The organism is Streptosporangium minutum (assembly GCF_002149035.1).
GTDB lineage: Bacteria > Actinomycetota > Actinomycetes > Streptosporangiales > Streptosporangiaceae > Streptosporangium > Streptosporangium minutum.
The window spans coordinates 1-22,931 of record NZ_NGFP01000108.1 but is presented as its reverse complement, the minus strand read 5'-3'; the positions used below and the strand labels follow the sequence as shown (position 1 = coordinate 22,931).

The 22,931-nt window shown below is 70.8% G+C and carries 20 protein-coding genes; 16 read left to right on the top strand and 4 right to left on the bottom strand.

The window, feature by feature from the left end:
- Window positions 1-4: 4 nt before the first annotated feature.
- Complete coding sequence (locus tag CA984_RS22825; protein ID WP_086575612.1) at window positions 5-652, bottom strand: class II aldolase/adducin family protein; 648 nt, start codon at window positions 650-652, stop codon at window positions 5-7.
- 332 nt (window positions 653-984) lie between these two features.
- Between CA984_RS22825 and ngcE the strand changes: the two genes are divergently transcribed.
- The 6 genes from ngcE to CA984_RS22795 all read left to right on the top strand — a co-directional run bounded on the left by ngcE (window position 985) and on the right by CA984_RS22795 (window position 5,898).
- Complete coding sequence (ngcE, locus tag CA984_RS22820; RefSeq protein ID WP_086575611.1) at window positions 985-2,442, top strand: N-acetylglucosamine/diacetylchitobiose ABC transporter substrate-binding protein; 1,458 nt, start codon at window positions 985-987, stop codon at window positions 2,440-2,442.
- Between the two features lie 6 nt (window positions 2,443-2,448).
- Window positions 2,449-3,360, top strand: coding sequence for a carbohydrate ABC transporter permease (locus CA984_RS22815; RefSeq protein ID WP_086575610.1), 912 nt, complete (start codon window positions 2,449-2,451; stop codon window positions 3,358-3,360).
- On the top strand, window positions 3,360-4,262 hold the full coding sequence (locus CA984_RS22810; RefSeq protein ID WP_086575609.1) for a carbohydrate ABC transporter permease: 903 nt from the start codon (window positions 3,360-3,362) through the stop codon (window positions 4,260-4,262). Before CA984_RS22815 ends, CA984_RS22810 begins: the two co-directional genes overlap by 1 nt.
- A gap of 82 nt (window positions 4,263-4,344) precedes the next feature.
- The gene (locus CA984_RS22805) at window positions 4,345-4,947 is read left to right on the top strand and encodes a hypothetical protein (RefSeq protein ID WP_086575608.1); all 603 of its coding nucleotides are present in this window, start codon (window positions 4,345-4,347) and stop codon (window positions 4,945-4,947) included.
- Window positions 4,934-5,224, top strand: a complete 291-nt coding sequence (locus CA984_RS22800; RefSeq protein WP_086575607.1) for a 4a-hydroxytetrahydrobiopterin dehydratase — start codon at window positions 4,934-4,936, stop codon at window positions 5,222-5,224. The genes CA984_RS22805 and CA984_RS22800 overlap by 14 nt, the downstream gene beginning before the upstream one ends.
- A gap of 113 nt (window positions 5,225-5,337) precedes the next feature.
- Complete coding sequence (locus CA984_RS22795) at window positions 5,338-5,898, top strand: superoxide dismutase family protein (RefSeq protein WP_086575606.1); 561 nt, start codon at window positions 5,338-5,340, stop codon at window positions 5,896-5,898.
- 148 nt (window positions 5,899-6,046) lie between these two features.
- Here CA984_RS22795 and CA984_RS22790 read toward each other — a convergent pair whose 3' ends face one another.
- Window positions 6,047-6,685, bottom strand: coding sequence for a GntR family transcriptional regulator (locus tag CA984_RS22790; RefSeq protein WP_086575605.1), 639 nt, complete (start codon window positions 6,683-6,685; stop codon window positions 6,047-6,049).
- A 110-nt stretch (window positions 6,686-6,795) separates the two neighbouring features.
- Here CA984_RS22790 and CA984_RS22785 point away from each other — a divergent pair, with 110 nt between their 5' ends.
- The 9 genes from CA984_RS22785 to CA984_RS22745 are packed head-to-tail and all read left to right on the top strand — an operon-like array spanning window position 6,796 to window position 18,493.
- Window positions 6,796-8,799 carry a beta-galactosidase gene (locus tag CA984_RS22785; RefSeq protein WP_086575604.1) on the top strand — a complete coding sequence of 668 codons (2,004 nt, stop codon included), beginning with the start codon at window positions 6,796-6,798 and terminating at the stop codon, window positions 8,797-8,799.
- A complete protein-coding gene (gene gcvPA, locus CA984_RS22780) occupies window positions 8,796-10,127 on the top strand; it encodes an aminomethyl-transferring glycine dehydrogenase subunit GcvPA (RefSeq protein WP_086575603.1) in 1,332 nt (443 codons plus the stop codon). Before CA984_RS22785 ends, gcvPA begins: the two co-directional genes overlap by 4 nt.
- Window positions 10,124-11,683, top strand: coding sequence for an aminomethyl-transferring glycine dehydrogenase subunit GcvPB (gcvPB, locus tag CA984_RS22775; protein WP_086575602.1), 1,560 nt, complete (start codon window positions 10,124-10,126; stop codon window positions 11,681-11,683). The genes gcvPA and gcvPB overlap by 4 nt, the downstream gene beginning before the upstream one ends.
- Window positions 11,680-12,900, top strand: a complete 1,221-nt coding sequence (locus CA984_RS22770; protein ID WP_086575601.1) for an ATP-NAD kinase family protein — start codon at window positions 11,680-11,682, stop codon at window positions 12,898-12,900. Before gcvPB ends, CA984_RS22770 begins: the two co-directional genes overlap by 4 nt.
- Window positions 12,897-13,652, top strand: a complete 756-nt coding sequence (locus CA984_RS22765) for an SDR family NAD(P)-dependent oxidoreductase (RefSeq protein ID WP_086575600.1) — start codon at window positions 12,897-12,899, stop codon at window positions 13,650-13,652. The genes CA984_RS22770 and CA984_RS22765 overlap by 4 nt, the downstream gene beginning before the upstream one ends.
- Before the next feature lie 37 nt (window positions 13,653-13,689).
- On the top strand, window positions 13,690-14,997 hold the full coding sequence (locus CA984_RS22760; protein WP_086575599.1) for an ABC transporter substrate-binding protein: 1,308 nt from the start codon (window positions 13,690-13,692) through the stop codon (window positions 14,995-14,997).
- A 5-nt stretch (window positions 14,998-15,002) separates the two neighbouring features.
- On the top strand, window positions 15,003-15,941 hold the full coding sequence (locus tag CA984_RS22755; protein ID WP_086575598.1) for a carbohydrate ABC transporter permease: 939 nt from the start codon (window positions 15,003-15,005) through the stop codon (window positions 15,939-15,941).
- A gap of 12 nt (window positions 15,942-15,953) precedes the next feature.
- Entirely contained in the window at window positions 15,954-16,814 is an 861-nt protein-coding gene (locus tag CA984_RS22750) for a carbohydrate ABC transporter permease (protein ID WP_086575597.1), read from the top strand.
- Between the two features lie 2 nt (window positions 16,815-16,816).
- Window positions 16,817-18,493 (top strand): amylo-alpha-1,6-glucosidase, encoded by a 1,677-nt coding sequence (locus CA984_RS22745; protein WP_086575596.1) that lies wholly within the window; start codon window positions 16,817-16,819, stop codon window positions 18,491-18,493.
- Here CA984_RS22745 and CA984_RS22740 read toward each other — a convergent pair.
- Window positions 18,448-19,434 carry a pirin family protein gene (locus tag CA984_RS22740; protein WP_086575595.1) on the bottom strand — a complete coding sequence of 329 codons (987 nt, stop codon included), beginning with the start codon at window positions 19,432-19,434 and terminating at the stop codon, window positions 18,448-18,450. The genes CA984_RS22745 and CA984_RS22740 overlap by 46 nt on opposite strands.
- Window positions 19,435-19,568: 134 nt before the next feature.
- A complete protein-coding gene (locus tag CA984_RS22735) occupies window positions 19,569-20,942 on the bottom strand; it encodes a serine hydrolase (protein ID WP_086575594.1) in 1,374 nt (457 codons plus the stop codon).
- A gap of 183 nt (window positions 20,943-21,125) precedes the next feature.
- On the opposite strand from CA984_RS22735, the gene CA984_RS48805 reads away from it, so the two are divergent.
- Window positions 21,126-22,892 carry a sensor histidine kinase gene (locus CA984_RS48805; protein ID WP_133061748.1) on the top strand — a complete coding sequence of 589 codons (1,767 nt, stop codon included), beginning with the start codon at window positions 21,126-21,128 and terminating at the stop codon, window positions 22,890-22,892.
- Window positions 22,893-22,931 lie beyond the last annotated feature (39 nt).

Below are 22,931 nucleotides of genomic sequence, written 5' to 3'. Positions count from 1 at the left end.
GGGATCAGTCCTCGCGACGGGGGAAACGGGGAGGGTCGAAGGCGCGCCGGACCACCGCGGAGAGCTGTTCCTCGGTGAGGACCCGGGGTTCCCCGACGGACTTGGCCCGTACGTAGACCTCGCAGAGCCATTCCAGCAGCCGGGTCGCCTCGAAGGCCTTGTGCAGGTCGTCGCCGACGGTGACCCCGCCGTGGTTGGCCAGGAGCGCGGCCTGCCTGTCCGTCAGGGCGGCCCTGACGTTGGCGGCCAGCTCGGGGGTGCCGAAGGTGGCGTACTCGGCGACCCTGACGGTCCCGCCGAGCAGCAGCGCGTTGTAGTGGATCGGCGGCAGCTCGGTCATGGTCGTGGCGACCACGGTGCCGAAGATGGAGTGGGTGTGCACCACGGCCCGCGCGTCGGTGGTCGTATAGACCGCCAGGTGCATGGGCGTCTCGGAGGACGGCTGCAGCTCCCCGTCGACCAGGTGGCCCTCGACGTCGATCACCGGGCAGGCCTCGGGTTCCAGCCGGTCCAGGGAGACCCCGCTGGGGGTCACCGCGACCAGATCGCCGGCGCGCGCGCTCAGGTTTCCGGCAGTGCCGACCACGAGTCCGGTCTCGGCGGCCCTGCGGCCGTATTCACACAGCAGACGACGCTGCTCCGCCAGCAACATGTCAGCAAAAGTAGGGGCTTGCGGTAGTAGGCAGCAAACCATCATTATCTGGTCTAGACCGGTTGCCGCCCATCGGCCGCCGGAAGGCGCTCAGCCCCTACTCCTCCGCAAGTCGCAAAGTCAATGGTCTTGCTGGGCTTATGGGGTACTGTGTGCCGATCTGTCAGGGGAATGTGCTCCTTTGGTAGTTGCTTTCTACCGGAAATGTCGCGAGGACATTACGGCTCGGTCTAGACCGGCTGCGACCTCTTGACGGTGGGCTCCAGGGGTACGTACCTTCGGGCAAACGTTTAGGAAACTTTCCTAATTGATCCCCCGTCCAGGAGGGTTGCATGTCCAATTCGGTTGGTATGCCCGGAGATATCACCCGGCGACAGATGCTCCGCCGGATCGGCCTGACCGCTCTGGTGGCCGGTCCCGGCGCCGGGCTCCTCAGCGCCTGTGCCACCGGTGGCGGCTCCGGCACCGCGGCGACCGCCTCCGCGGCCCCGTCCGCGGGTGGCGCGGTCTCCGCGGCCAACCCGTTCGGCGTCGCCGCCGACGCTCCGCTCGAAGTCGTCATCTTCAAGGGCGGTCTCGGCGACAGCTACGCGACCGAGGTCCACGAGCCGCTGTACAAGAAGGCCTTCCCCAAGGCCACGGTCAAGCACGTCGCCACGCAGCAGATCGCGCAGACCCTGCAGCCCCGCTTCGCCGGCGGCGACGTCCCGGACATGATCGCCAACTCGGGCACCGACCTGATGGACAACGGCGCGCTGCAGCAGGAGGGCCAGCTGCTGGAGCTCACCGAGCTGTGGGACGCCCCCTCCATCGACGACCCCGCCAAGAAGGTGCGCGACACGGTCGCGCCGGGCACCGTCGAGTCGGGTCTCATCGACGGCAAGCCGTACCTGATGAACTACGTCTTCTCGGCCTACGGCCTCTGGTACGACTCGGCCCTGTTCGAGAAGAACGGCTGGACCCCGCCGAAGACCTTCGAGGAGTTCAAGGCCTTCTGCGAGAAGGCCAAGGCCGCCGGGATCACCCCCTTCGCGTACGCGGGCAAGAACGCCTCCTACTACGCCTACTGGATGATCCTCATCTCCGCCGCGAAGATCGAGGGCAACCAGCTCCTGGTCGACATCGACAACCTCGCCGACGGGGTCTGGAAGCGCGACTCGGTCAAGCAGTCCGCCGCCGCCTGGGCCGAGATCGGCAAGTACATGGACAAGTCCTTCGAGGGCCTGATCCACACCGACGTGCAGACCCGGCAGAACCAGGGCAAGATCGCCCTCTACCCGTCCGGCTCCTGGCTGGAGAACGAGCAGAAGAGCCAGACGCCCAAGGAGTTCAAGTACGCCCTGACGCCCACCCCGAGCGTCACCGCGGCCGACAAGCTGCCGTTCGAGGCCATCCGCGCCGCCGCAGGCGAGGCCTACATCGTCCCCGCCAAGGCCAAGAACCCCAAGGGCGGCCTGGAGTACCTGCGCATCATGCTCTCCAAGGAGGGCGCGCGCGGCTTCACCGAGAAGTCCGGCAACATCACCGTCGTCACCGGTGCCGCCGACGGCCTGGACCTGTCGCCCGGCACCGCGAGCCTCAGCGCCGCGCAGACCGCGGCCGGCTCGAACATCGTCACCCGCAGCGACTTCGAGAACTGGTACAAGGAGCTTGAGACCGACCTGCGCAAGCACACCAACGCGCTGATGTTCGGCCGCATCTCCGCCGACGAGTTCTGCGAGAAGATGCAGAAGGCCGCCGACAAGACCAAGGCCGACTCGTCCATCACCAAGCAGAACCGGACGGTGTAGGCACCAATGCGGCATGGCAGGTATCGGTTCATCGTCGGCTTTCTCGCCGCGCCGGTGCTCCTCTACGTGGTCTTCGTGATCAGCCCGTACGTTCAGGCTTTCTACATCGCGCTGACCAACTGGAAGGGCGTCTCGGCAAATCCTCAGTTCATCGGCCTGGAGAACTTCTCCCGGCTCCTGGACGACGAGGTCTTCTGGGCCGCGGTGCGTCACCACGGTGTTCTGCTGCTTGTCATGCCGCTGGTCACCATCGTGATCGCCCTGTTCTTCTCCTTCCTGCTCAACCTGAGCGGCGGGCAGAAGGGCGGTCAGATGAGCGGGATCTGGGGCTCGAAGGTCTATCGGGTGATCTTCTTCCTGCCCCAGGTCCTGGCCGTGGCCATCGTCGGCGTCCTCTTCCAGACGATCTACCGTCCGGACGAGACCGGCGTCATCAACGGCCTGCTCGGCAAGGTCGGCATCGACCCGGTCGGCTGGCTCATCGATCCGAACATCGCCCTGCTGGCGATCATCGGTGTGATGGTCTGGCAGGCCGTCGGCTTCTACGTGGTCCTGTTCTCGGCCGGCATGTCCTCCATCCCGAAGGACGTGTTCGAGGCCGCCGCCCTGGACGGCGCCGGCCGCTACACCCTCTTCTTCAAGATCACGCTCCCGCTGCTGTGGGACACCATGCAGGTCGCCTGGGTCTACCTGGGCATCGCCGCCTTCGACGCCTTCGCCCTGGTCCAGGTGCTCTCGGTCGACCGGGGCGGGCCCGACAACTCCACGACGGTGCTGCCGCTGGAGATCTGGCGCACGGCGTTCAACTTCTCCAAGTTCGGCTACGCGTCGGCGATGGGTGTGGCGCTGTTCTTCATGACCATCACGTTCGCGGCACTCACCCTGCGCGTGACCCGGCGCGAGAGGATCGAGTTCTGATGGCCACGGACACGCGTCACAAGCCGTCCTCCCGGTCGGGCGCCCACGGCAGGCCCAGGAGGCGGAAGAACCCGCTGGGCGTCTTCGGGGCGATGTCCCACATCGCGCTGGTGATCTGGGCGATCCTGATCATCGGCCCGCTCCTGTGGACCTTCCTGGCCTCCTTCAAGAACAACACCGAGATCTTCGGCGACCCCATCACGCTCCCGTCCTCCTTCGGATGGGACGCCTGGGGCCGGGCCTGGGAGAAGGCCCACATCGGCCAGTACATGATCAACACCGTCTTCGTGGTGGTGTGCAGCACGGCCGCGACCATGCTGCTGGGCTCGATGGCCGCCTACGTGCTGTCGCGCTACGCCTTCCCCGGCAACCGGGCGATCTACTTCCTGTTCGTCTCGGGCATGACCTTCCCGGTCTTCCTGGCCCTGGTCCCGCTGTTCTTCGTGGTGAAGAACCTCGGCCTGATCGACACCCACCTCGGCGTGATCCTGGTCTACACCGCCTACTCGCTGCCCTTCACCGTCTTCTTCCTGTCGGCGTTCTTCAAAACGCTGCCGACCTCGGTGGCGGAGGCGGCGATGATGGACGGCTGCTCCCATACCAGGACGTTCTTCCAGATCATGGTGCCGATGGCCAAGCCCGGCCTGGTCAGCATCACGATCTTCAACATCCTGGGTCAGTGGAACCAGTACCTCCTGCCGATCGTGCTGCTGTCCGGCAACGTCGAGGACAAGTGGCTGATCACCCAGGGTGTCGCGAACATCTCCACCAACGCCGGCTACGAGGCCGACTGGCCGGGCATGTTCGCCGCGCTGAGCATGACCATCATCCCCGTCATGATCATCTACATCATCTTCCAGCGTCAGATCCAGTCGGGTCTCACCTCCGGCGCCGTCAAATGAAGACGCCCGCCAGGTAATCCCCCGAGGGGCCTCGGGAGTCGTCCATAGTCGGAACGCCCCCTGTGCCCCTCGGAGACCCTCTATGGCAGACCCGGAGCAGGCCTTCCCCTTCCCGTTCTTCGGGGCGGGGGAGGCCAATTACTACATGTGGGCCGAAGTCCACGTGCGCTTCGCCCGCGAACCCACGACCTCCCAGCGTGCGGCCATCGCCGACGCCGTGCCGGCCCCGCTGCGGGGAGCGGTCGACTGGTGCGAGGGGCGCCAGCTCATGGTGGCCAGCGGCCTGTTCCTGCACGGCGCGGTGGTCCGCGCCTATCCCGCCGCCGCGGGCGAGCTCGACCGGATCGGCGAGGACGGCTGGCTCTACGCCGCCCCCTCCCGGATCGCGGCCCTCAACGCCGACATCGAGGCGTGGCTCCGCCGCATCCACGGCGAGTGCCCGGTGCTGGCCGCCTACCGTGCCGAGGACCCCGACAGCGGCGGCACCCGCCTGTCCCCGTGGCACGACTGGAGCCTCGCCCGGCTGCCCGGCCTCCTTCCGGAGCTGGAGCGGGTCCTCGACCGCAGCGGCAACGCCACGTCCATGGCCCGGGGCATCATGGCCATGGCCCGGCGCGCGAGCAGGCTGCCCCGGCTTGGCGTGTTCGCCCGAGACATGATGTCCTGGTCCGATGGAACTGCTTGACGACTCCGCGGTGGACCAGAGGCTGACCGGCGTGCCCGAGTGGCGGCGCGAGGGCGACGAGATCCGCCGGACGATCAAAGCCCCCGACTTCCCGACGGCGATACGCATCGTCGACGAGGTCGCCGTCGATGCCGAGAAGCTCAACCACCATCCCGACATCGACATCCGCTGGCGCACCCTCCACCTGACCCTGTCCACCCACGACGCCGGCGGCCTGACCGAGATGGACTTCACCCTCGCCGCCCGCATCGACGCCATCGCCGCATCCCACACCTGAGGCGGGCGCGGGCGCGGACACGCGGGGCCGGAACGGCAAATACCCTATGTGATCAGTTGGTCACTCGTTAGAGTGGGTGCCTGTCCTGCTGTTCCTCGTCAAGGAGATGTCGGATGCGCGTCCTCGTGGCTCTCGTCGCCGTCGGTCTGCTGAGCGTGGCCTGTGGCGCGCCGGAGGCCGCGCCCGCCCCGGCCGCGCCCACCCCGGGCGCCGTCGGGGTCCGGCTCTCCGGGGGCGGCGCGCTCGCCGCGCCGGCGCCGAAGGCCTCGGCCGTCGCCTACAACGTCAGGCTGGCGCCCCCCGGGGCCTCGGCCACGCTCACGGCCGAGTCGGGGGCGGTGCTGGCCACCTCCACGCTCACGGTCGGAGGCCTGCTGCCCGACCGGACCTACGGCGCCCACCTGCACGTCAACCCGTGCGGCGCCAAGCCCGAAGACGCGGGCCCGCACTACCAGCACGCCCACAGCCACGCGAGCGCCGACAACGAGGTGTGGCTGGACTTCACCACCGACGCCCACGGGGCGGCCACCGCCACCGCCAAGCAGGACTGGGCGTTCATCCCCGGCCGGCTGCCCCGCTCCCTGGTGATCCACGCGAAGCCGACCACGAGGACCGGAGCGGAGGCGGGCACCGCCGGTCCCCGCGTCGCCTGCGTCACCCTCGCCGAGCGTTAGCCGTATCCGGCCGCCACGGTGACGACGGGCGGCTGACCGGCGGAAGGGCGCCGGGCATGCCGAGGCGACACCCGCCGCCCTTCGTGCCCTCGGGGGCGCGCGTCAGGGGCGCGGGTGCCGTCCGTGGTCATGGCCTTGGGGGCGCGGGTCAGGGGATACGGGCCATCATCCGCTCCATGCCGTTGACCCAGTTGTCCCTCAGGGCCGCCGCCGCGCCCTCGAGGTCGCCGTCGAGCAGGCGCTCGGCCACCCGGCAGTGCTCCTCGGCGGCGCGTTCCATCGGGGTGCTCTCCCCGGTCATCAGGTGGGCGTAGCGGCGCATGCCCGCCTTGACGCTGGTGATCAGATCGAGCAGCCGCTCGTTGCCGCACCCGCTGAGCAGCAGGTCGTGCCACTCGTCGTCGTGGCGTTCGATGTCCTGCCGTTCGGCGATGTTGTCGGAGAAGTCCTGGGCGAGCCCGAGCAGCTCCGGGGCGATCTTCTTCAGGTAGGCCGGGTCCGAGCTCTCCAGTGCGAGCGCCTCCAGTGCCGCCACGATGGCGCACAGCTCCCGGAACTCCTTGCGGCTGACCGGCGCGAACCGAAATCCCCTGCCCTGGTTGCTCTCCAGCACGCCCTCGCCCGCAAGCGTGATCAGGGCCTCGCGCAGCGGGGTACGGCTGACGCCGAGCTCTCCGGCGAGGGCGACCTCGTTGATGTCGGTCCCCGCCGCGAAATCTCCCCGGTCGAGCCGGAGCATGAGCTCCTCGCGGATCTGCTCGCGGAGGGGGCGCCGCTCGATCGGCATGGCACTCCTTGGGTTGATCTTGAGCCAAGCGTACCCACTTGACGTGATGCAAAATACTGCACTATGAATTCTGCATACAAAATATTACACGTCACAGATCGGAGTTACGGGTGGGTCTGACCAGGGTTTCCGGTCTGCTGTTCGGTGGTGACTACAACCCCGAGCAGTGGCCGGAGCACGTCTGGGACGAGGACGTCAGGCTGATGTCCGAAGCCGGGATCACCATGGCGACCGTCGCGGTCTTCTCCTGGTCCCGTCTCGAACCGCGCCCGGGGGAGTACGACTTCGGCTGGCTGGACCGGGTCCTGGACCTCCTCCACGAGCACGGCGTCGCCGCCGACCTGGCCACCGCCACCGCCACCCCGCCGCCCTGGCTGGTGCGCGAGCACCCGGAGGTGCTCCCGGTGGACGCCGCGGGGACCCGCCTCGACTTCGGCTCCCGCCAGAGCTACTGCCCCAGCTCGCCGGTCTTCCGCGAGGCCACGGTACGGCTGGCGCGGATGATGGCTGAGCGCTACGCGGGACACCCGGCGCTGGCCATGTGGCACATCGGCAACGAGTACGCCGACCACATCCTCGAATGCTTCTGCGAGGAGTCCGCCCGCCACTTCCGGCGCTGGCTGCGGGACCGCCACGGGTCGGTCGACGGCCTGAACGCCGCCTGGGGCACCTCCTGCTGGGGCCAGCACTACACCGCGTTCGACCAGGTCAACCCGCCGCGCAAGGCGCCGGGCCCGGTGAACCCCGCCCAGGTCCTCGACTGGCGCCGCTTCTGCTCCGACGCGCTGCTGGAGTGCTTCGAGCTGGAGAAGGCCGTGCTGCGCGAGGTCACCCCGGACGTCCCGGTGACCACCAACTTCATGAGCATCCTGCACGGCCTGGACTACTGGAAGTGGGCCGAGGCCGAGGACGTCGTCAGCGACGACGCCTACCCCGACCCCGCCGACCCCGCCTCGCACGTGGCGGTCGCGCTCAGCTACGACCTGATGCGCTCGCTGAAGCGGCGGCCGTGGATCCTGCTGGAGCAGGCGTCGAGCGCGGTGAGCTGGCGCGAGGTCAACGCGCCCAAACCGCCGGGGATGATGCGCCTGCACAGCCTCCAGGCGCTGGCCCACGGCGCGGACGGCGCGATGTTCTTCCAGTGGCGGCAGGCCAGGTACGGTCCGGAGAAGTTCCACTCCGCGCTGCTCCCGCACGGCGGCACCGCCTCGCGCGGCTGGCAGGACACGCTGCGGCTCGGCGCCGACCTCAGGCGTCTCGCCGAGATCGCCGGATCCGAGACGCGCGCCGACGTCGCGCTGGTCCTCGACTGGGACAGCTGGTGGGGCCTGGAGGCCCCCGAGTCGATGCCGTCCGACCGGCTCAGGCTCAAGCAGCTCCTGCAGTCCTGGTACGCGCCGATGCACGCCCGCGGCATCGCGGTGGACCTCGTCCCGGCGGGCCGCGACCTGTCCGGCTACCGCGTGGTGATCGCCCCCAACCTCTACATGTGCACCGAGGAGCAGGCCGGGCACCTGGCCGCCTTCGACGGGCACCTCGTCGTCGGCCCGTTCAGCGGCGTCGTCGACCCGGCCGACCAGGTCCACGACGGCGGCGCCCCCGGCCCGCTGCGCGAGCTGCTCGGCCTGACGGTGGACGAGTTCTGGCCGCTCCCCGACGGCCTGACCCAGCGGGTACGGCTCGCGCCGGAGCTGCGGGGGGACGGGCCGCCGGCCGTACCCGCGCGGACCTGGGCCGAATGGCTCCGCGTCGAGGACGCCGAGGTGCTCGCCCGCTACGAGGGCGGCGACCTGGACGGTCAGGCGGCGATCACCCGGCGCGGGAACGCCACCTACCTGAGCTGCCTGCTCGACGACGTCACCCCCGTCCTGACCGAGGTCCTGGCGGCCGCGGGCGTCCAGCCGGTGGCCGACGTCCCCGAGGGCGTGGAGGCCACCCGCCGGGGCCGCTACCTCTTCCTGCTCAACCACGCGACGACCCCCGCCCGGCTGGACCTCCGGGAGCCGGGGACCGACCTGCTCACCGGCCGCGACCTGCGTGGCCGGATCGACATCCCGCCCCGCGACGCCGTGGTGCTCCGCACCGGAGCCGAGCCAACCGAAGGAGAACGGTGACACACCCCTACATCCCGAACGCCGAACCGGGCGTGCGGGCGGACATGCTCGCCGCCATCGGCGCCGCGAGCGTCGAGGAGTTCTACGCGGCCATCCCGGCGGGCCTCCGCCTGGACCGGCCGCTGGACCTGCCCGCGCCGATGGCCTCCGAGCACGAGCTGGTCGCCCACATGCGCGGGCTGCTGGCACGCAACACCGACACCACCGAGGCGCTCAGCTTCCTGGGCCACGGCTGCTACCCGCACCACGTCCCGGCCGTCTGCGACGAGGTCAACGGGCGCAGCGAGTTCCTCACCGCCTACGCGGGCGAGCCGTACGAGGACCACGGCCGCTTCCAGGCCATGTTCGAGTACGTCAGCATGATGGCCGAACTGCTGGAGATGGACGTCGTCAACGTCCCGACCTACGACGGCTACCAGGCGTCCGGGACCGCGATCCGGATGGCGGCCCGCTACACCGGCCGCTCGAAGGTGCTGGTCAGCGGGGCCGTCAGCGCGGAAAAGATGAGCAAGCTCCGCGACTTCCTCGCCCACGACATCGAGATCGTCGTCGCCCCGGTCGGGGCGGGCGGTGAGATCGGCGAGGTGGAGATCGACGAGACCTTCGCCGCGATCTACCTGGAGACCCCGAACGTCTACGGGGTCGTGGAGACGCGGGGCCGCGAGCTCGCCGACCTGGCGCACGGCGTCGGCGCGCTCCTGGTCGTCTCGGCCGACCCGATCTCGCTGGGCGTGCTCGCCCCGCCCGCCGCCTACGGCGCGGACATCGCCTGCGGCGACATCCAGTCGCTCGGCATGCACCAGAGCTACGGCGGCGGCCACGCCGGATACATCGCCACCCGCGACGAGGAGCGCCTGGTCGCCGAGTTCCCCTCGCGGCTGTTCGGCATCGCGCCCACCGCGGTCCCCGGCGAGTACGGCTTCGGCGACGTCTTCTACGACCGGACCTCCTTCGCCCACCGCGAGGAGGGCAAGGAATGGGTGGGCACCGCCGCCGCCCTGTGGGGCATCACGGCCGGGGTCTACCTCGCGCTGATGGGCCCCGAGGGCATGCGCGAGCTCGGCGAGACGGTCCTGGCCCGCACCCGCTACGCGATGGACCGGCTCGCAGCCGCCGGAGCCCGGGTGCTGCACCCGGACGCCGTCCACTTCCGTGAGTTCGCGATCGAGGTGCCCTCGGCCGGCGAGCTCCTGGCCGCGCTGCGCGGGCGCGGCATCTTCGGCGGCGTCCGGCTGGACGACCGCACGCTGCTGGTCTGCGTGACCGAGCGGCACTCCAAGGACGACATCGACCGGCTGGCGGCAGCCGTACAGGAGGAACTGTCGTGAGTGGGCACTCAGGAGAGTCGTTCGCCGAGCTGCCGGTCGCGCCCAAGCCGCCGCTGCGCCGCTTCCACCAGGCCCGCTGGGACGAGCCGATCATCTTCGAGCAGTCGCGCCCCGGCCGCCGGGGCATCGCCGTACCGGCCGCGGGGGTGCCCGCGGTGGAACTGCCAGAGTCGGTACGGCGGGCCGAGCCGCCCAAGCTGCCCGAGATGGCGCAGCTCCACGTGCTGCGGCACTACGTCCGGCTGTCGCAGGAGAACCTGGGCGTCGACCAGGCCATCGCGGTCGGCCAGGGCACCTGCACCATGAAGTACAGCCCCAAGGTCAACGACCGCTTCGTCAACGACCCCAAGGTGGCCGAGCTCCACCCCCTCCAGCCCGACGACACCGTGCAGGGCGTCCTGGAGGTCTACTGGCGGATGGAGAGGATGCTGGCCGAGATCTCCGGTATGCACCGGGTCTCGCTCCAGCCCGCCTCCGGGTCGGCCGCGATCTACGCCAACATCGCGATGATCCGCGCCTACCACGCCTCGCGCGGCGAGGGGCGGCAGCGTGACCAGGTCATCACCACGATGTTCTCCCACCCCTCCAACGCGGCCTGCGCCAAGACCGCCGGGTACGAGGTCATCACGTTGATGCCGGACGAGAACGGCTACCCCGACATCGAGGCGCTGCGCGCCGCCGTCGGCCCCCGCACCGCGGCCCTGATGATCACCAACCCCGAGGACACGGGCATCTTCAACCCGCGCATCGAGGAGTTCGTCTCGCTGGTGCACGAGGCCGGCGGCCTGGCCTGCTACGACCAGGCCAACGCCAACGGCCTCCTGGGCATCACCCGCGCCGCCGACGCCGGGTTCGACCTGTGCCACTTCAACCTGCACAAGACCTTCTCCACCCCGCACGCGTGCGGCGGCCCGGCGGCCGGGGCGTGCGGCGTCTCCGAGGCGCTCGCGCCGTTCCTGCCCGGCCCGACCGTGGAGTTCGACGGGGCGGCCTACCACCTCGACGCCGACCGCCCGCAGTCCGTCGGCAAGATGCGCCCCTTCCTCGGCGTCACCCCGAACGTGGTCCGCGCCTACGCCTGGGTCATGGCGCTGGGCGCCGAGGGGCTGCGCGAGGTCGCCGAGACCGCGGTGCTCAACAACAACTACCTGATGCACAAGGTCCTGCGGATCCCCGGAGCCTCGGCCCACTGGGACGGCGGCCGCGTGGAGCAGGTCCGCTACTCCTGGCAGGGGCTGTTCGAGGAGACGGGCGTGCACTCGGAGGAGATCGGCGTCCGCGCCGCCGACTTCGGTGTGCACTACTGGACCAGCCACCACCCCTATCTGGTCCCCGAGCCCTTCACCCTGGAGCCGACCGAGTCCTACTCCCAGGAGGACCTCGACGAGTACGCCGCGATCCTCGCCCACGTCGCCGACGAGGCCCGCCGCGATCCCGAGTACGTCAGGGGCGCCCCTTACAACCAGACGGTCCACAAGATCGATCAGACGTCGCTGGACGACCCCAAGCAGTGGTCGCCCAGCTGGCGCGCCTACACCCGCAAGCACCTGGCATGACCGCCGACCGGCCGGCCGGCCCCGCCACGTCCCGGACCCCCGCGGTGCCGGCGGCCCCCGCCACGTCCCCGGCGGCGTCCGTGCCTCCGGGCGGCGGGGACCTCGTGGTCGGGCTGATCGTCAACCCGGTCGCGGGCATCGGCGGCCCGGCCGGTCTCAAGGGCAGCGACGGCCCCGACGTCCAGCGGGAGGCCCTGGCCAGAGGGGCCTCTCCCCGGGCCGGGGACCGGGCGGCGCAGGCCGTGCGGACCCTGCTGGCCCGGCGTCCCGGCACGAGGATCCGCACCCTCGCCGGCCCGATGGGCGAGCACAGCGCGCGGGCGGCCGGGGCCGACCCGGAGATCCTGCGGCTCCTGCCCGGCGACCCGTCGTCCCCGCGGGACACGACGGCGGCCGTCGCGGCCATGAAGGAGGTCGACCTGCTGCTGTTCGCCGGGGGAGACGGCACCGCCAGGGACGTGCTCGACGGCTCGCCGTCCTGCCCGGTGCTCGGCGTCCCGGCGGGGGTGAAGGTCTACTCCGGATGCTTCGCGGTCAGCCCCGCCACGGCGGGGGCGGCGGCCGCGGAGTTCGGCGGGGAAACGGCCGAGGCCGAGGTGGTGGACCTCGACGAGGAGGCCTACCGGCGGGGCCGGGTCGGTCCCCGGCTCTACGGCACCCTGCGCGTGCCCGCCGCCCGGACGCGCCTGTCGGGCCGTAAGGTCGGCTCGTCCTCCGCCGCCCCCGGATCGGCCGAGGGCATCGCCCGGGAGGTCGTGGCCCGGATGCGGCCCGGCGTCCGCTACGTCCTCGGCCCCGGCGCCACCACCATGGCGGTCGGCCGGCGGCTCGGCCTGGCCACCACGCTGCTCGGCGTGGACGTGGTCCAGGACGGTGAGCTGGTCGCCGCGGACGTCACCGAGCGGCAGCTCGCCGATCTCGTCGACGGGCGTGAGAGCCACGCCGTCGTCTCGGTGATCGGCGGGCAGGGGTTCGTGCTCGGCCGGGGCAACCAGCAGATCAGCCCGGCCGTACTGAAAAAGATCATGGCCTCCGGAGGGCTGGTCGTCCTGGCCACCCAGCAGAAGCTGGCCGGCCTCGGCGGGCGGCCGCTGCTGGCCGACACCGGAGACCCGGAGGCGGACGCCCTCGTCGGCGGTCACGTCTCCGTCATCACCGGATATCGCGAGAGCGCGATGTACCGGATCCGTTCCGCGATCGAGGAGTTCTCCACATGACCACCCTGACTGGCAAGGTCGCCATCGTCACCGGCGGCGCGTCCGGCATCGGCCGGGCCACCGCGCTGCTCTTCGCCCGCCAGGGCGCGGCCGTCGTGGTCGCCGACCTCGACGCCCCCGGCGCCGCGAAGGTGGTCGGGGAGATCGAGGCCGAGGGCGGCAGGGCCGTGGCGGTCGGGACGGACGTGGCCTCCGAGGCCGACTGCGAGCGGGCCGTACGGACCGCCGTGGAGACCTTCGGCGGGCTGCACGTGCTGTTCAACAACGCGGGGATCATCCGCCGGACCACCGTCCTGGACATCGCGGCCGACGATTGGGACCGGGTCATGGCGGTCAACGTCCGCTCGGTCTTCCTCATGTGCAAGCACGCGATCCCCGCCATGAAGGACGGCGGCTCGATCGTGAACACCGGCTCCGGCTGGGGCCTCAAGGGCGGCGGCAACGCCATCTCCTACTGCGCGTCCAAGGCCGCCGTGGTCAACATGACCCGTGCCCTGGCCATCGACCACGCCAAGGCCGGGATCCGCGTCAACTCGGTCAACCCGGGCGACACCGACACCCCCATGCTCCGCGAGGAGGCCCGCCAGCTCTCGGAGGACTGGGCCGCCTTCGCCGCGGACGCCGCCGACCGCCCGATGGGCCGCGCGGGCAGTCCCGACGAGATCGCCCAGGCCGTCCTCTTCCTGGCGAGCGACGCCGCCAGCTACGTCACCGGCGCGGCCCTGGTCGTCGACGGTGGCGGACTCGCCTGACCCACCCCCCGAAAATCTCACCCCCAGGAGGCACACCGTGTCTTTCCCCATATCCAAGAAGGCCCTGGCCGCAGCGGCCTTGGCCCTGACCGCCACCGTCACCGCCGCGTGCAGCGGAAGCGGCGGCGGCACGACCGGCGGCGGCGCGTCCGCCGGCGGAAAGGTCACCATCCGGTGGTCGACCTGGGGCTCGGCCGAGGACGTCGCGCTCTACAAGGGCTTCAACGACGACTTCATGAAGCGCCACCCGAACATCGTGCTGAAGATGGAGACGGTCCCCAAGTACGAGGACTACCACCCCAAGCTCCTCACCCAGCTCACCTCCAAGACCGCGCCCGACGTCTTCTTCGTCGGCGACGACAACGTCGGCAAGTTCGTCGCCGCCGGGGTGCTCGCCCCGCTCAACGACAAGCTCGCCGGCCCGGACAGCAAGAGCAAGCCCGAGGACTTCTCCGAGGGCATCTACGGCGGGGCCAGGAAGGACGGCCAGATCTACGGCGTCCCGAACGACACCAACCCCGAGGTCCTCTGGTACGGCAAGAAGGCGCTCAAGGAGGCCGGGATCACCGAGGACCCGGCCGAGCTGAACGCGGCCGGCAAGTGGACCATGGCCAAATACCTGGAGATGAACGCCAAGCTCAAGGCCGCGGGCAAGGCCGGCTCCCTCTTCTGGAACTGGTACGGCTCGACCTACAGCGTCATCGGCGGCTTCGGCGGCAAGGTCTGGGAGGGCGGCAAGTTCGTCGCCACCACCGACCCCAAGTCGCGCAAGGCCCTGGAGACCCTGGCCAAGGGCTACGCCGACAAGACCTTCCTGTCCGCCGACGTGCTGCCCGCCAGCAACGGCGCCAACACCCAGTTCCTCAAGGGCACCGCGGGCTTCTTCGCCGGCGGCCGGTGGATGATCGACGTGGTCAAGAAGGGCGGCGACCTGCCCAACTACGACATCGTGCCGTTCCCGTCGGAGACCGGCCAGCCGATTCCCGGCGCGGTCGCGGCCTCCTACCTGGCGCTGAACAAGGACTCCAAGAACGCCAAGGAGGCCTTCACCTTCCTGACGGAGTTCGTCAGCAAGGAGGGCCAGCTCCTGCGCCTCAAGGGCGGCGGCGCGGTCCCGTCGGTCAAGGGCGCCGAGCAGATCGTGCTGGAGGGCAACTACCCGGCGCACGCCCAGACGCTCCTGGACGTCCGTGACACCGGCTTCGCCAACTACCCGGAGGAGGTCGCCGTGCCCGGTCTCACCAAGGAGATCAACGACCACCTGCTGAAGGTCTGGACCGGCAAGGTCGCCTTCGAGCAGGGCATGACCGAGCTCCAGGCCATCGTCGACGGCAAGATCGGATAGCGGCGGTGGGCGTCGTCACCCCGGCGCGCCCCACCGCGAAGGCCCGGCCCGCACGCGCGGCGACGCGCGTGCGGCACCGGGACGGCTGGTGGGCCGCACTGTTCCTCGCTCCGCAGGTCATCGGCCTGCTGGCGTTCCTGGTCTTCCCGCTCGGGTTCGCGGTCGTGCTCGCGTTCATGAAGTGGGACGGGCTCGGCGAGAAGTCCTGGGTCGGCTTCGACAACTTCGCCGCCCAGCTCTCCGACCCCGACTTCGGCACGGCCGTCTGGAACACCGTCAAGCTCGCCTTCCTGACGGTCCCGGTCGGCCTGGCGCTCGCGCTGCTCATCGCCCTCGCGCTGAACCAGGTCAAGGGCAAGACCTTCTACCGGGTCGTCTACTTCCTGCCGGTGGTCACCAGCTCCGTCGCGGTGGCCGTGATGTGGCAGATCATCCTGGCCAGCGGCGACTACGGCGTCCTCAACAGGACCGTGTACGACTGGTTCGGGATCACGCTGCCCAACTGGCTGGAGGACCCGGGCTGGGTCATCGTGTCCATCGCGGTCGTGACCATCTGGTCCTCGCTCGGCCTCAACGTCGTGATCTTCCTGGCCGGGCTGCAGACCATCCCGCCCGCGCTGATGGAGGCCGCCCGCATCGACGGCGCGGGCCCGATCCGCGTCTTCCGCTCGGTGACGCTGCCCATGATCTCCCCGACCGTCTTCTTCTCCACCGTGGTCGCGGTGATCAGCTCCTTCCAGGCGTTCGACCAGATCTACGTGCTGGTCAACCCCGACCACAACGACGGCGCCCGCACGATCGTCTACCAGATCTACGACCTGGGCTTCCAGAACTTCGAGTTCGGCATGAGCAGCGCCGCCGCGCTGATCCTGCTCGTGCTGACCCTGCTCGTCACCCTCGTCCAGTTCGGAGTGCAGAAGCGCTTCGTCCACTACGACTCCTAAGGGGAGGCGTCGATGGCTGTGATCCCCGGACCTTCCGGCGTCCCCGTCTCCCGCCGTCTGGGCAAGATCGCCCTGCACGTCGCGCTCATCGCCGGCGGACTGGCGATGCTGTTCCCGTTCGTCTGGATGCTGCTGACGTCGTTCAAGGGCGCGCACCAGATGATCAACGCGCCGCTCGACTGGCTGCCCAACCCCTGGCGGGCGCAGAACTACCCCGACGCGTTCGGCGCGCTGCCCTTCGCCCAGGCCTACTGGAACAGCTTCTACATCGCGGTGCTCAACGTGCTCCTCACCCTGAGCACCTCCGCCATGGCCGCCTACGCCTTCGCCAGGATCCGCTTCCGCGGCTCGGGCCTGCTGTTCGGCCTGTTCCTGGCGACCCAGATGGTTCCGGCCCAGGTGACCGTCGTCCCGCTCTACCTGATGCTGGCGGAGCTGGGGTGGATCGACTCCCACCTGGCGCTGATCGTGCCCGGGTTCGTCAACCCCTTCGCGGTCTTCCTGCTGCGCCAGTTCATCCGGGCGGTCCCGATCGAGCTGGAGGAGGCGGCCCGCCTCGACGGGGCCAACCGCTGGACGATCTTCTGGCGGGTCGTGCTGCCCAATGTCAGACCCGGCATGGGCGCGCTGGGCATCATCGTCTTCCTGGCGAGCTGGAACAGCTTCTTCTTCCCGCTGATCTTCCTGAACTCGCCGGAGCTGGCCACCGTGCCGCTGCTGGTCAGCCAGTTCGCCGATCAGCGCGGCGCCACCGACTACGGCCTCACCCTCGCCGCCTCGGCCATCTCGGTCATCCCGATGATGATCGCCTTCCTGATCGGCCAGCGGCGCATTCTCAACAGCATGGCCATGTCCGGCCTGGGAGGACGCTGACGATGTTCGAACTGCGCGACCTTCGGACGACTCCCTTCACCGAGCGGGGCTCCCGGCTGCTGGTGATGGCCGCCGAGGACGGCTCGCTCTGGATCGCCCGCGCCGAGTACGAGACCCGGCTGTCGGAGACGGCCGTCCTGACCGGCCTGCGGCTGTTCCGCGGCGACGCCGAGCTGCCCGTACGGCGTGCGCGTCCCGACCGGATCTCCTTCGAGGGCGGCGTCGACCTGGTCTTCGCCGACGCCGGGACGCTGGTGCTGACCGGCTCGGCGGCGCGGGCGGTCTGGGACGGCGGCGCCGGAGACGTCGACGGGACCCTCGTGCTGGTGGGGCAGGCGCGCCCGTACGACGGCGCGGAGCTGCTGGAGGCGGCCGCGCGGCGCCGTCAGGAGTGGGCCGGGCGGATGCCGTCCGTGCCGGAGGGACTGCGGGAGCGGGCCGAACAGGCGTGGTGGACGCTGGGGGTGAACCTGCTGCCCATCGCGTTCGCGGGCGGCAGGGAGGGCGTCGTCCCCTCCAAGTTCGGATATGTCGGCATCTGGAACTGGGACGCGTACTTCCACGCCGTCGGGCTGCGCCATGCCGACCCCGGACTCGCCCGCGACCAGATCCGCATCCTCCTGGACCACCAGCGCCCCGACGGCCTCATCCCCGACGTGGTCCACGACCTGGGTGTGCTCGCCGAGACCACCGACCTGCCCCGCTCCGACCACGCCCGCCTGGCCCAGCACGTCGGCCAGGCCGGCGGAACGGAGCGGGGGGCCGGCTCCCCGGAGGAAGGGCCGATCGGCGGCGTCGTCCCGGTGACCAAGCCACCGCTCACCGCGTGGGCCGTCTGGAAGATCCACGAGGTCGACCCGGACCTGGGGTTCCTCGCGGAGGTCTACGGGCCGATCACCCGCTCGCACGAGTGGTGGCTGACCGTCTCCGACCCCGACGGCGACGGGCTCGCCGAGTATCTCCACCCGTACTCGTCCGGCCTGGACGACAGCCCGATCTGGGACCACGGCCCTCGCGCCGAGCCTCCGGACCTCAACTCCTACCTGGCCCTGCAGGCCGACCGGCTGGGCGACATCGCCGAGGCGCTGGGCCGTACCGAGGAGGCGGCGGCCTGGCGGAAGCGGGCGGCCGAGCACGTCGAGCTGCTGGTGGCCAGGCGCTGGAACGGCAGGCGGTTCGTCACCCTGGCCAAGTCCGCACCCGGCCCCTCGGCCCCGGCGGGTACGGCCGGCGCCGTCACCGAGGTGGCGACCCGGACCCCGCTGGAGCTGCTGCCGCTGCTCACCGGACGCCTCCCCCGGGAGATCGCCGGGCGCCTGGTGGCCGACCTGCTCTCCCCGTCCTTCTGGGGCGAGCGGCCGGTGCCCACGGTCGCCTTCGACGACCCGGACTTCGACCCCGACGCCATGTGGCGCGGCCCGGTCTGGCTCAACGTCAACTACCTGCTGATCGAGGGCCTGCACCGTTCCGGCTACGCCGAGGTGGCCGAGGAGCTGACCCGGCGGACCCTGGACATGGTGAACGCCGGCGGCGGCCTGTACGAATACTGGAACCCGCTCACCGGCGCCCGCGCGGCCCGTGCGACGAGCGGCTTCGGCTGGTCATCCGCGCTCTTCCTCGATCTGGCCTCAGGTCAGGCGTGCTCGGCCGGGATGGCGCCGAGGCGGCCGGCCTGGTAGTCCTCGAACGCCTTGGCGAGCTCCTCCTGGGTGTTCATCACGAACGGGCCGTAGTGCGCGACCGGCTCGCCGATCGGGCGGCCGCCCAGCACGATGACCTCCAGGTTGGGGCTGCGGCTCTCCTGGCTCCCGGACGCCCAGAGGGTGAGGCCCTCTCCCTCGGTGCCGAGGCCGGGGAGGGTGCCGAAGCCGTCGAAGACCGCCAGCTGGCCCGACTCGATCGGCTGCCTGTCGGCGCCGGCGCCGCCCCGTCCGGAGAGGACGTAGGCGAGCGCGTTGAAGTCCTTGCGCCAGGGCAGCGTGAGGCGGGAGCCGGGGCTGAGGGAGGCGTGCAGCAGGGTGATCGGGGTCCTCGTGCTGCCGGGGCCGGTGAACCCGGCGACCTCGCCCGCGATCAGGCGGACCAGCGCTCCGCCGTCGTGGCTGCTGAGCAGGACGACGTTGGACCTGCCGATGTCCTGGTAGTTGGGCGCGACCATCTTCTGGCTGCCCGGCAGGTTGACCCAGAGCTGGATGCCGTGGAACAGGCCGCCCTTCTGGACCAGCCACTCTGGGGGAGCCTCCTTGTGCAGGATTCCCCCGCCGGCGGTCATCCACTGCGTGTCGCCGTCGGAGATCGTGCCGCCGCCGCCGTGGGAGTCGGCGTGGTCCATCACGCCGTCGATCATGTAGGTGACGGTCTCGAAGCCCCGGTGCGGGTGCCAGGGGGTGCCCTTGGGCTCGCCCGGAGCGTAGTCCACCTCGCCCATCTGGTCCATCATGACGAACGGGTCGAGGTACTGGGGCTTGATCGTCGCCAGGGCCTTCCGCACGGGGAAGCCCTCGCCCTCGAATCCGCTGGGCGCGGTCGTCACGGCCAGCACCTCGCGCTCGCGCACCGCGCCGAGAGGCTGGGGCAGCCGGGGCAGGGTCAACGGGTTCTCTACGGTCACGGCGGGCATTTCGGGCTCCTTCCTGCGGGATTCGTGAATGCTAACTAAGTTGATTGTTCAACTATTCCGCAGTGGCCGAGGCCGTGACGCGGGGAGCGTCACGGCCTCGGAGCCGCCCGGGCCGCATCCCGGGGCTTATCGGGTCATCCAGCCTTGACCAGGGCGAACGCGCCCCGGCTCAGGGAGATCAGCTCGGGGGCGGTCGTGCTCTCGTTGAGCGCCGTCCGGGGGTCGTTGGTCAGGGCGGTGACCACGTAGGTCTTCCCGCCGGCCTTCCCGGTGGTGCGGGCGAGGTAGCTCAGGTCCAGGACGCCGAGCTCGGAACCGCCCTTGAACCAGGGTGCCTTCCACTTCGCCGGGTCGAGCTGCAGGCCGCCGTCGTTGGCCGACAGCGTCTCGTGCAGCCGCCTGGAGTTCAGCGCGTTCAGGCCCGCGTAGGCGCGGCAGACGTCACGCGGGGAGCCGAACCACTCCAGCGTGCCGATCTCCCGGGGCCTGTCCCAGTATTTGATGTCCGCCAGCGACTGCCTGGCGACCGTCCCGTCCAGGTAGGCGCGCTTCTTCGCGGGGCTGAGCGCGAGATAGGACCGGGCCTGCTCGGGATAGTTCACGCCCTTGAGCAGGAACAGCTCGCGCGTGGTGAGGAAGGGGATGTTCGGCTTGGCGTGGCCGGACCACTGGCGCACCTTGGCCTCGACGGCCTTGCGCCCCACCGTGTGGAGGAGGATGTCGGCGGCGGTGTTGTCGCTGATCGAGATCATCAGCTTCGCGGCCTCGCGGACCGTCGTGGTGCTGTTGTCCGGGCGGTCCGTCAGGCCGCCCTCGCCGAGGCTCTTCCACTCGGGCTTGACGGTGAGCTTGGTGTTCCAGCTCAGCCCGCCGTCGTGGATCTTCTGGGCCACCGCGCCCAGCACGTAGAGCTTGAAGATCGAGCCCAGCGGCTGCGGCCTGTCCGGCGCCACGGCGTGGATGATCTTGCACTGGCCCCGGGAGTCGATCTCGGCGGCGAGGAAGCCGACCTCGGGCGCGACCTTGCGGAGCCGGCCGTCGAGCTGGTTCCAGCTCCCGGGCGCCGGCGGCACGGGCATCTCCGCGGGGGCCACGCGCAGTCCGTTGATCTTCCCGTCGCCGTCCACGGAGATCGTCAGGACGAAGCTCTGTCCGGCGATCGTCACCTGGCCGACCAGGAGGTCGGGCTTGGCGGTGGTCAGCTTCTCCAGCGTCATCCCCTTGAGCCGCCCGGTGAAGGCGTTGAAGTCGTCGACGGGGATCGAGGCGAGGAACTCCGCGCTGAGGTGCTCCTTGAGCTCGCCCTCGGCGATGGGCGCCCTGGGCACGGCGTCGAGGTACCAGCTCAGCTGCCTGCCGACCGGGCTGTCGGGGATGACCGGGGCGGCCGCGACCGCCGGAGCGGCGGAGGCGGCCGCCTGCCCGCCGCCTGTGAGCGCCGTCAGGGGGACGGTCGCGGTGACGAGCGCCAGAGCCAGGACACGTGCCTGTCTGAACGGAAGTCGCACGGAAAGCTCCTTCTCGGACTGTGGGTCGCCACCGGCTCCCCGGCGGCTCTGGTCCCAAAACTAGGCAGGGGCGCACCGCCGCGACACCAGGCCACCCTCCGTCCCGCGGGGTGCGGCAAACTGCAGCGAATGTGCGGACAACCCCATAGACGCTGGCTTCCACGGCAGGTCACGCTGCGTTCCATGACTGCCGTGACCTCCTCCCGCGTGCTCGCCGCGTCGCTGGCGGCGGTGGCCGCGGCCGGGATCGTCGCGGGCGGGCTGCTGGAGAGCGGCCTGCCCGCGCCGTTCAGCCAGTGGCTGTTCATCGCGGTGTGCCTGGCCATGCCCGCGATCGGCTGGCTCGTCGCGACCAGGCGCCCCGACAACGTGTACGGCTGGCTGCTGCTGGCCGCCGCCGTCTGCCTGGGCTCCGGCGCGCTCGGCACCGCCCTCCTGCTGAGGGATGCGTCCGGTCACGGCCCGCTCGCCGGCATCGCCGCCGTGCTCGCCTCGCTGTTCACCGTCTTCTACGGCCTGTCCTGGGTCTTCATCCCTCTGTTGTTCCCCGACGGGCGGCTGCCCTCGCGCCGCTGGCGTGCCGGGGCCTGGATCGCGGGGGCGGCGATCACCGCTCACTGGGCGGGCGTCCTGTTCGGCCCCGACGAGTTTTACACCATGTTCCCCGCCGGCAACCCCGTCGGCCTCAGCGGGACGGCCGGCCTGGTCGCCGCGGGCGTGAGCGGGCTGGGACAGGTCGTGACCTTCCTGGTGGCCCTGTCGGTGCTGGTCTCCCTCGTGCTGCGCCGGTGGAAGAGCGACGCCGCCGGACGCCGCCGGCTCCGCTGGATGATCGCCGGGGTCGTGGGCACCCTGGGCGGGTTCGTGCTGACGGGGCTCTCCGACCCCCTGAGTCACAGCCCGGGGGCCTGGGGCGGGATCGTCATCGCCATGGCCTCGCTGCCCGCGGTGATCGCGGCCGCCGTGTTCCGGCACAACCTCCTCGACGTCAGGGTGGGGATCCGGGGCTCCCGGCTCTTCCTCGTCTTCGACCTGCGGCCCACGGTGGACGAGCTGCTGTCGGAGCTCGGCCCGGTGCTGGAGGAGGCGGAGCCGGTGGAGCAGCTCGGCAGGCTGGCGGGAGCCGTACGGGCCGGGCTGGAGACCAGGTGGGCCGCCGTCGCGCTCGCGGACGGAACCCGGGTGGTGGCGGGCAGGGAGGACGGCCCGGCCGTGCTCACGGTGCCCGCCGGGCTGGGACACATCGCGTGCGGCCCCAGGACGGTGGGGCGTTTCACCACCGAGGACCGCCGCCTGCTCGGGGCGCTGGCGGTGCCGATCGGGCTGGCGATCCAGAGCGCGGGGCTGGCGGCCCGGCTGGTCAACGCGGAGCAGGCCGAACGGCGGCGGATCGAGCGCAACATCCACGACGGGGCGCAGCAGCAGCTCGTGGCGCTGATCGCGGGGCTGGAGCTGGCCCGGGCGACGGGCGGCGGCCCCGACAGTCTGGCGCTCCTGCGCGAGCAGGCCCGGCAGACGCTCACCGACCTGCGGGAGCTCGCGGCGGGCATCCACCCGTCCGTGCTCAGCCAGGGCGGGCTGGTGGAGGCGGTCGAGGAGCGCTGCTCGCGCCTGCCGGTGACCACGACCGTGGCGGCCGACGCGGAGCTGCGGGCACGGCGCTTCCCCGACGAGATCGAGGGCGCGCTGTACTTCACGGTGAGCGAGGCGATCGCCAACGCGCTCAAGCACGCCGCGGCCTCCCGGATCGAGGTACGGCTGACGCACGCCGGCGGACGGCTCCAGGTGGTGGTCTCGGACGACGGGAAGGGCTTCGACCCGGCCGTGGCCGGGCGCGGAGGGCTGGGCCCGCTGGCCGACCGGATGTCCGCCCTCGGCGGGAGACTGGACCTGGCCGGCGGGCCGGGCGAGGGCACCCGGCTCCGGGCCTGGGTGCCGATGCCCGGCTGAGGGGGGCGTCCGGCGGCCCCGCCCGGAGGCCCCGGTCCC

Coding starts and splice junctions, on each gene's coding strand:
- ngcE (WP_086575611.1), top strand. CDS start 985: ATGTCCAATTCGGTTGGTATGCCCGGAGATATCACCCGGCGACAGATG.
- CA984_RS48805 (WP_133061748.1), top strand. CDS start 21,126: ATGACTGCCGTGACCTCCTCCCGCGTGCTCGCCGCGTCGCTGGCGGCG.
- CA984_RS22825 (WP_086575612.1), bottom strand. CDS start 652: ATGTTGCTGGCGGAGCAGCGTCGTCTGCTGTGTGAATACGGCCGCAGG.
- CA984_RS22765 (WP_086575600.1), top strand. CDS start 12,897: ATGACCACCCTGACTGGCAAGGTCGCCATCGTCACCGGCGGCGCGTCC.
- CA984_RS22770 (WP_086575601.1), top strand. CDS start 11,680: ATGACCGCCGACCGGCCGGCCGGCCCCGCCACGTCCCGGACCCCCGCG.
- CA984_RS22795 (WP_086575606.1), top strand. CDS start 5,338: ATGCGCGTCCTCGTGGCTCTCGTCGCCGTCGGTCTGCTGAGCGTGGCC.
- CA984_RS22810 (WP_086575609.1), top strand. CDS start 3,360: ATGGCCACGGACACGCGTCACAAGCCGTCCTCCCGGTCGGGCGCCCAC.
- CA984_RS22745 (WP_086575596.1), top strand. CDS start 16,817: ATGTTCGAACTGCGCGACCTTCGGACGACTCCCTTCACCGAGCGGGGC.
- CA984_RS22750 (WP_086575597.1), top strand. CDS start 15,954: ATGGCTGTGATCCCCGGACCTTCCGGCGTCCCCGTCTCCCGCCGTCTG.
- CA984_RS22790 (WP_086575605.1), bottom strand. CDS start 6,685: ATGCCGATCGAGCGGCGCCCCCTCCGCGAGCAGATCCGCGAGGAGCTC.
- CA984_RS22740 (WP_086575595.1), bottom strand. CDS start 19,434: ATGCCCGCCGTGACCGTAGAGAACCCGTTGACCCTGCCCCGGCTGCCC.
- CA984_RS22815 (WP_086575610.1), top strand. CDS start 2,449: ATGCGGCATGGCAGGTATCGGTTCATCGTCGGCTTTCTCGCCGCGCCG.
- CA984_RS22805 (WP_086575608.1), top strand. CDS start 4,345: ATGGCAGACCCGGAGCAGGCCTTCCCCTTCCCGTTCTTCGGGGCGGGG.
- CA984_RS22800 (WP_086575607.1), top strand. CDS start 4,934: ATGGAACTGCTTGACGACTCCGCGGTGGACCAGAGGCTGACCGGCGTG.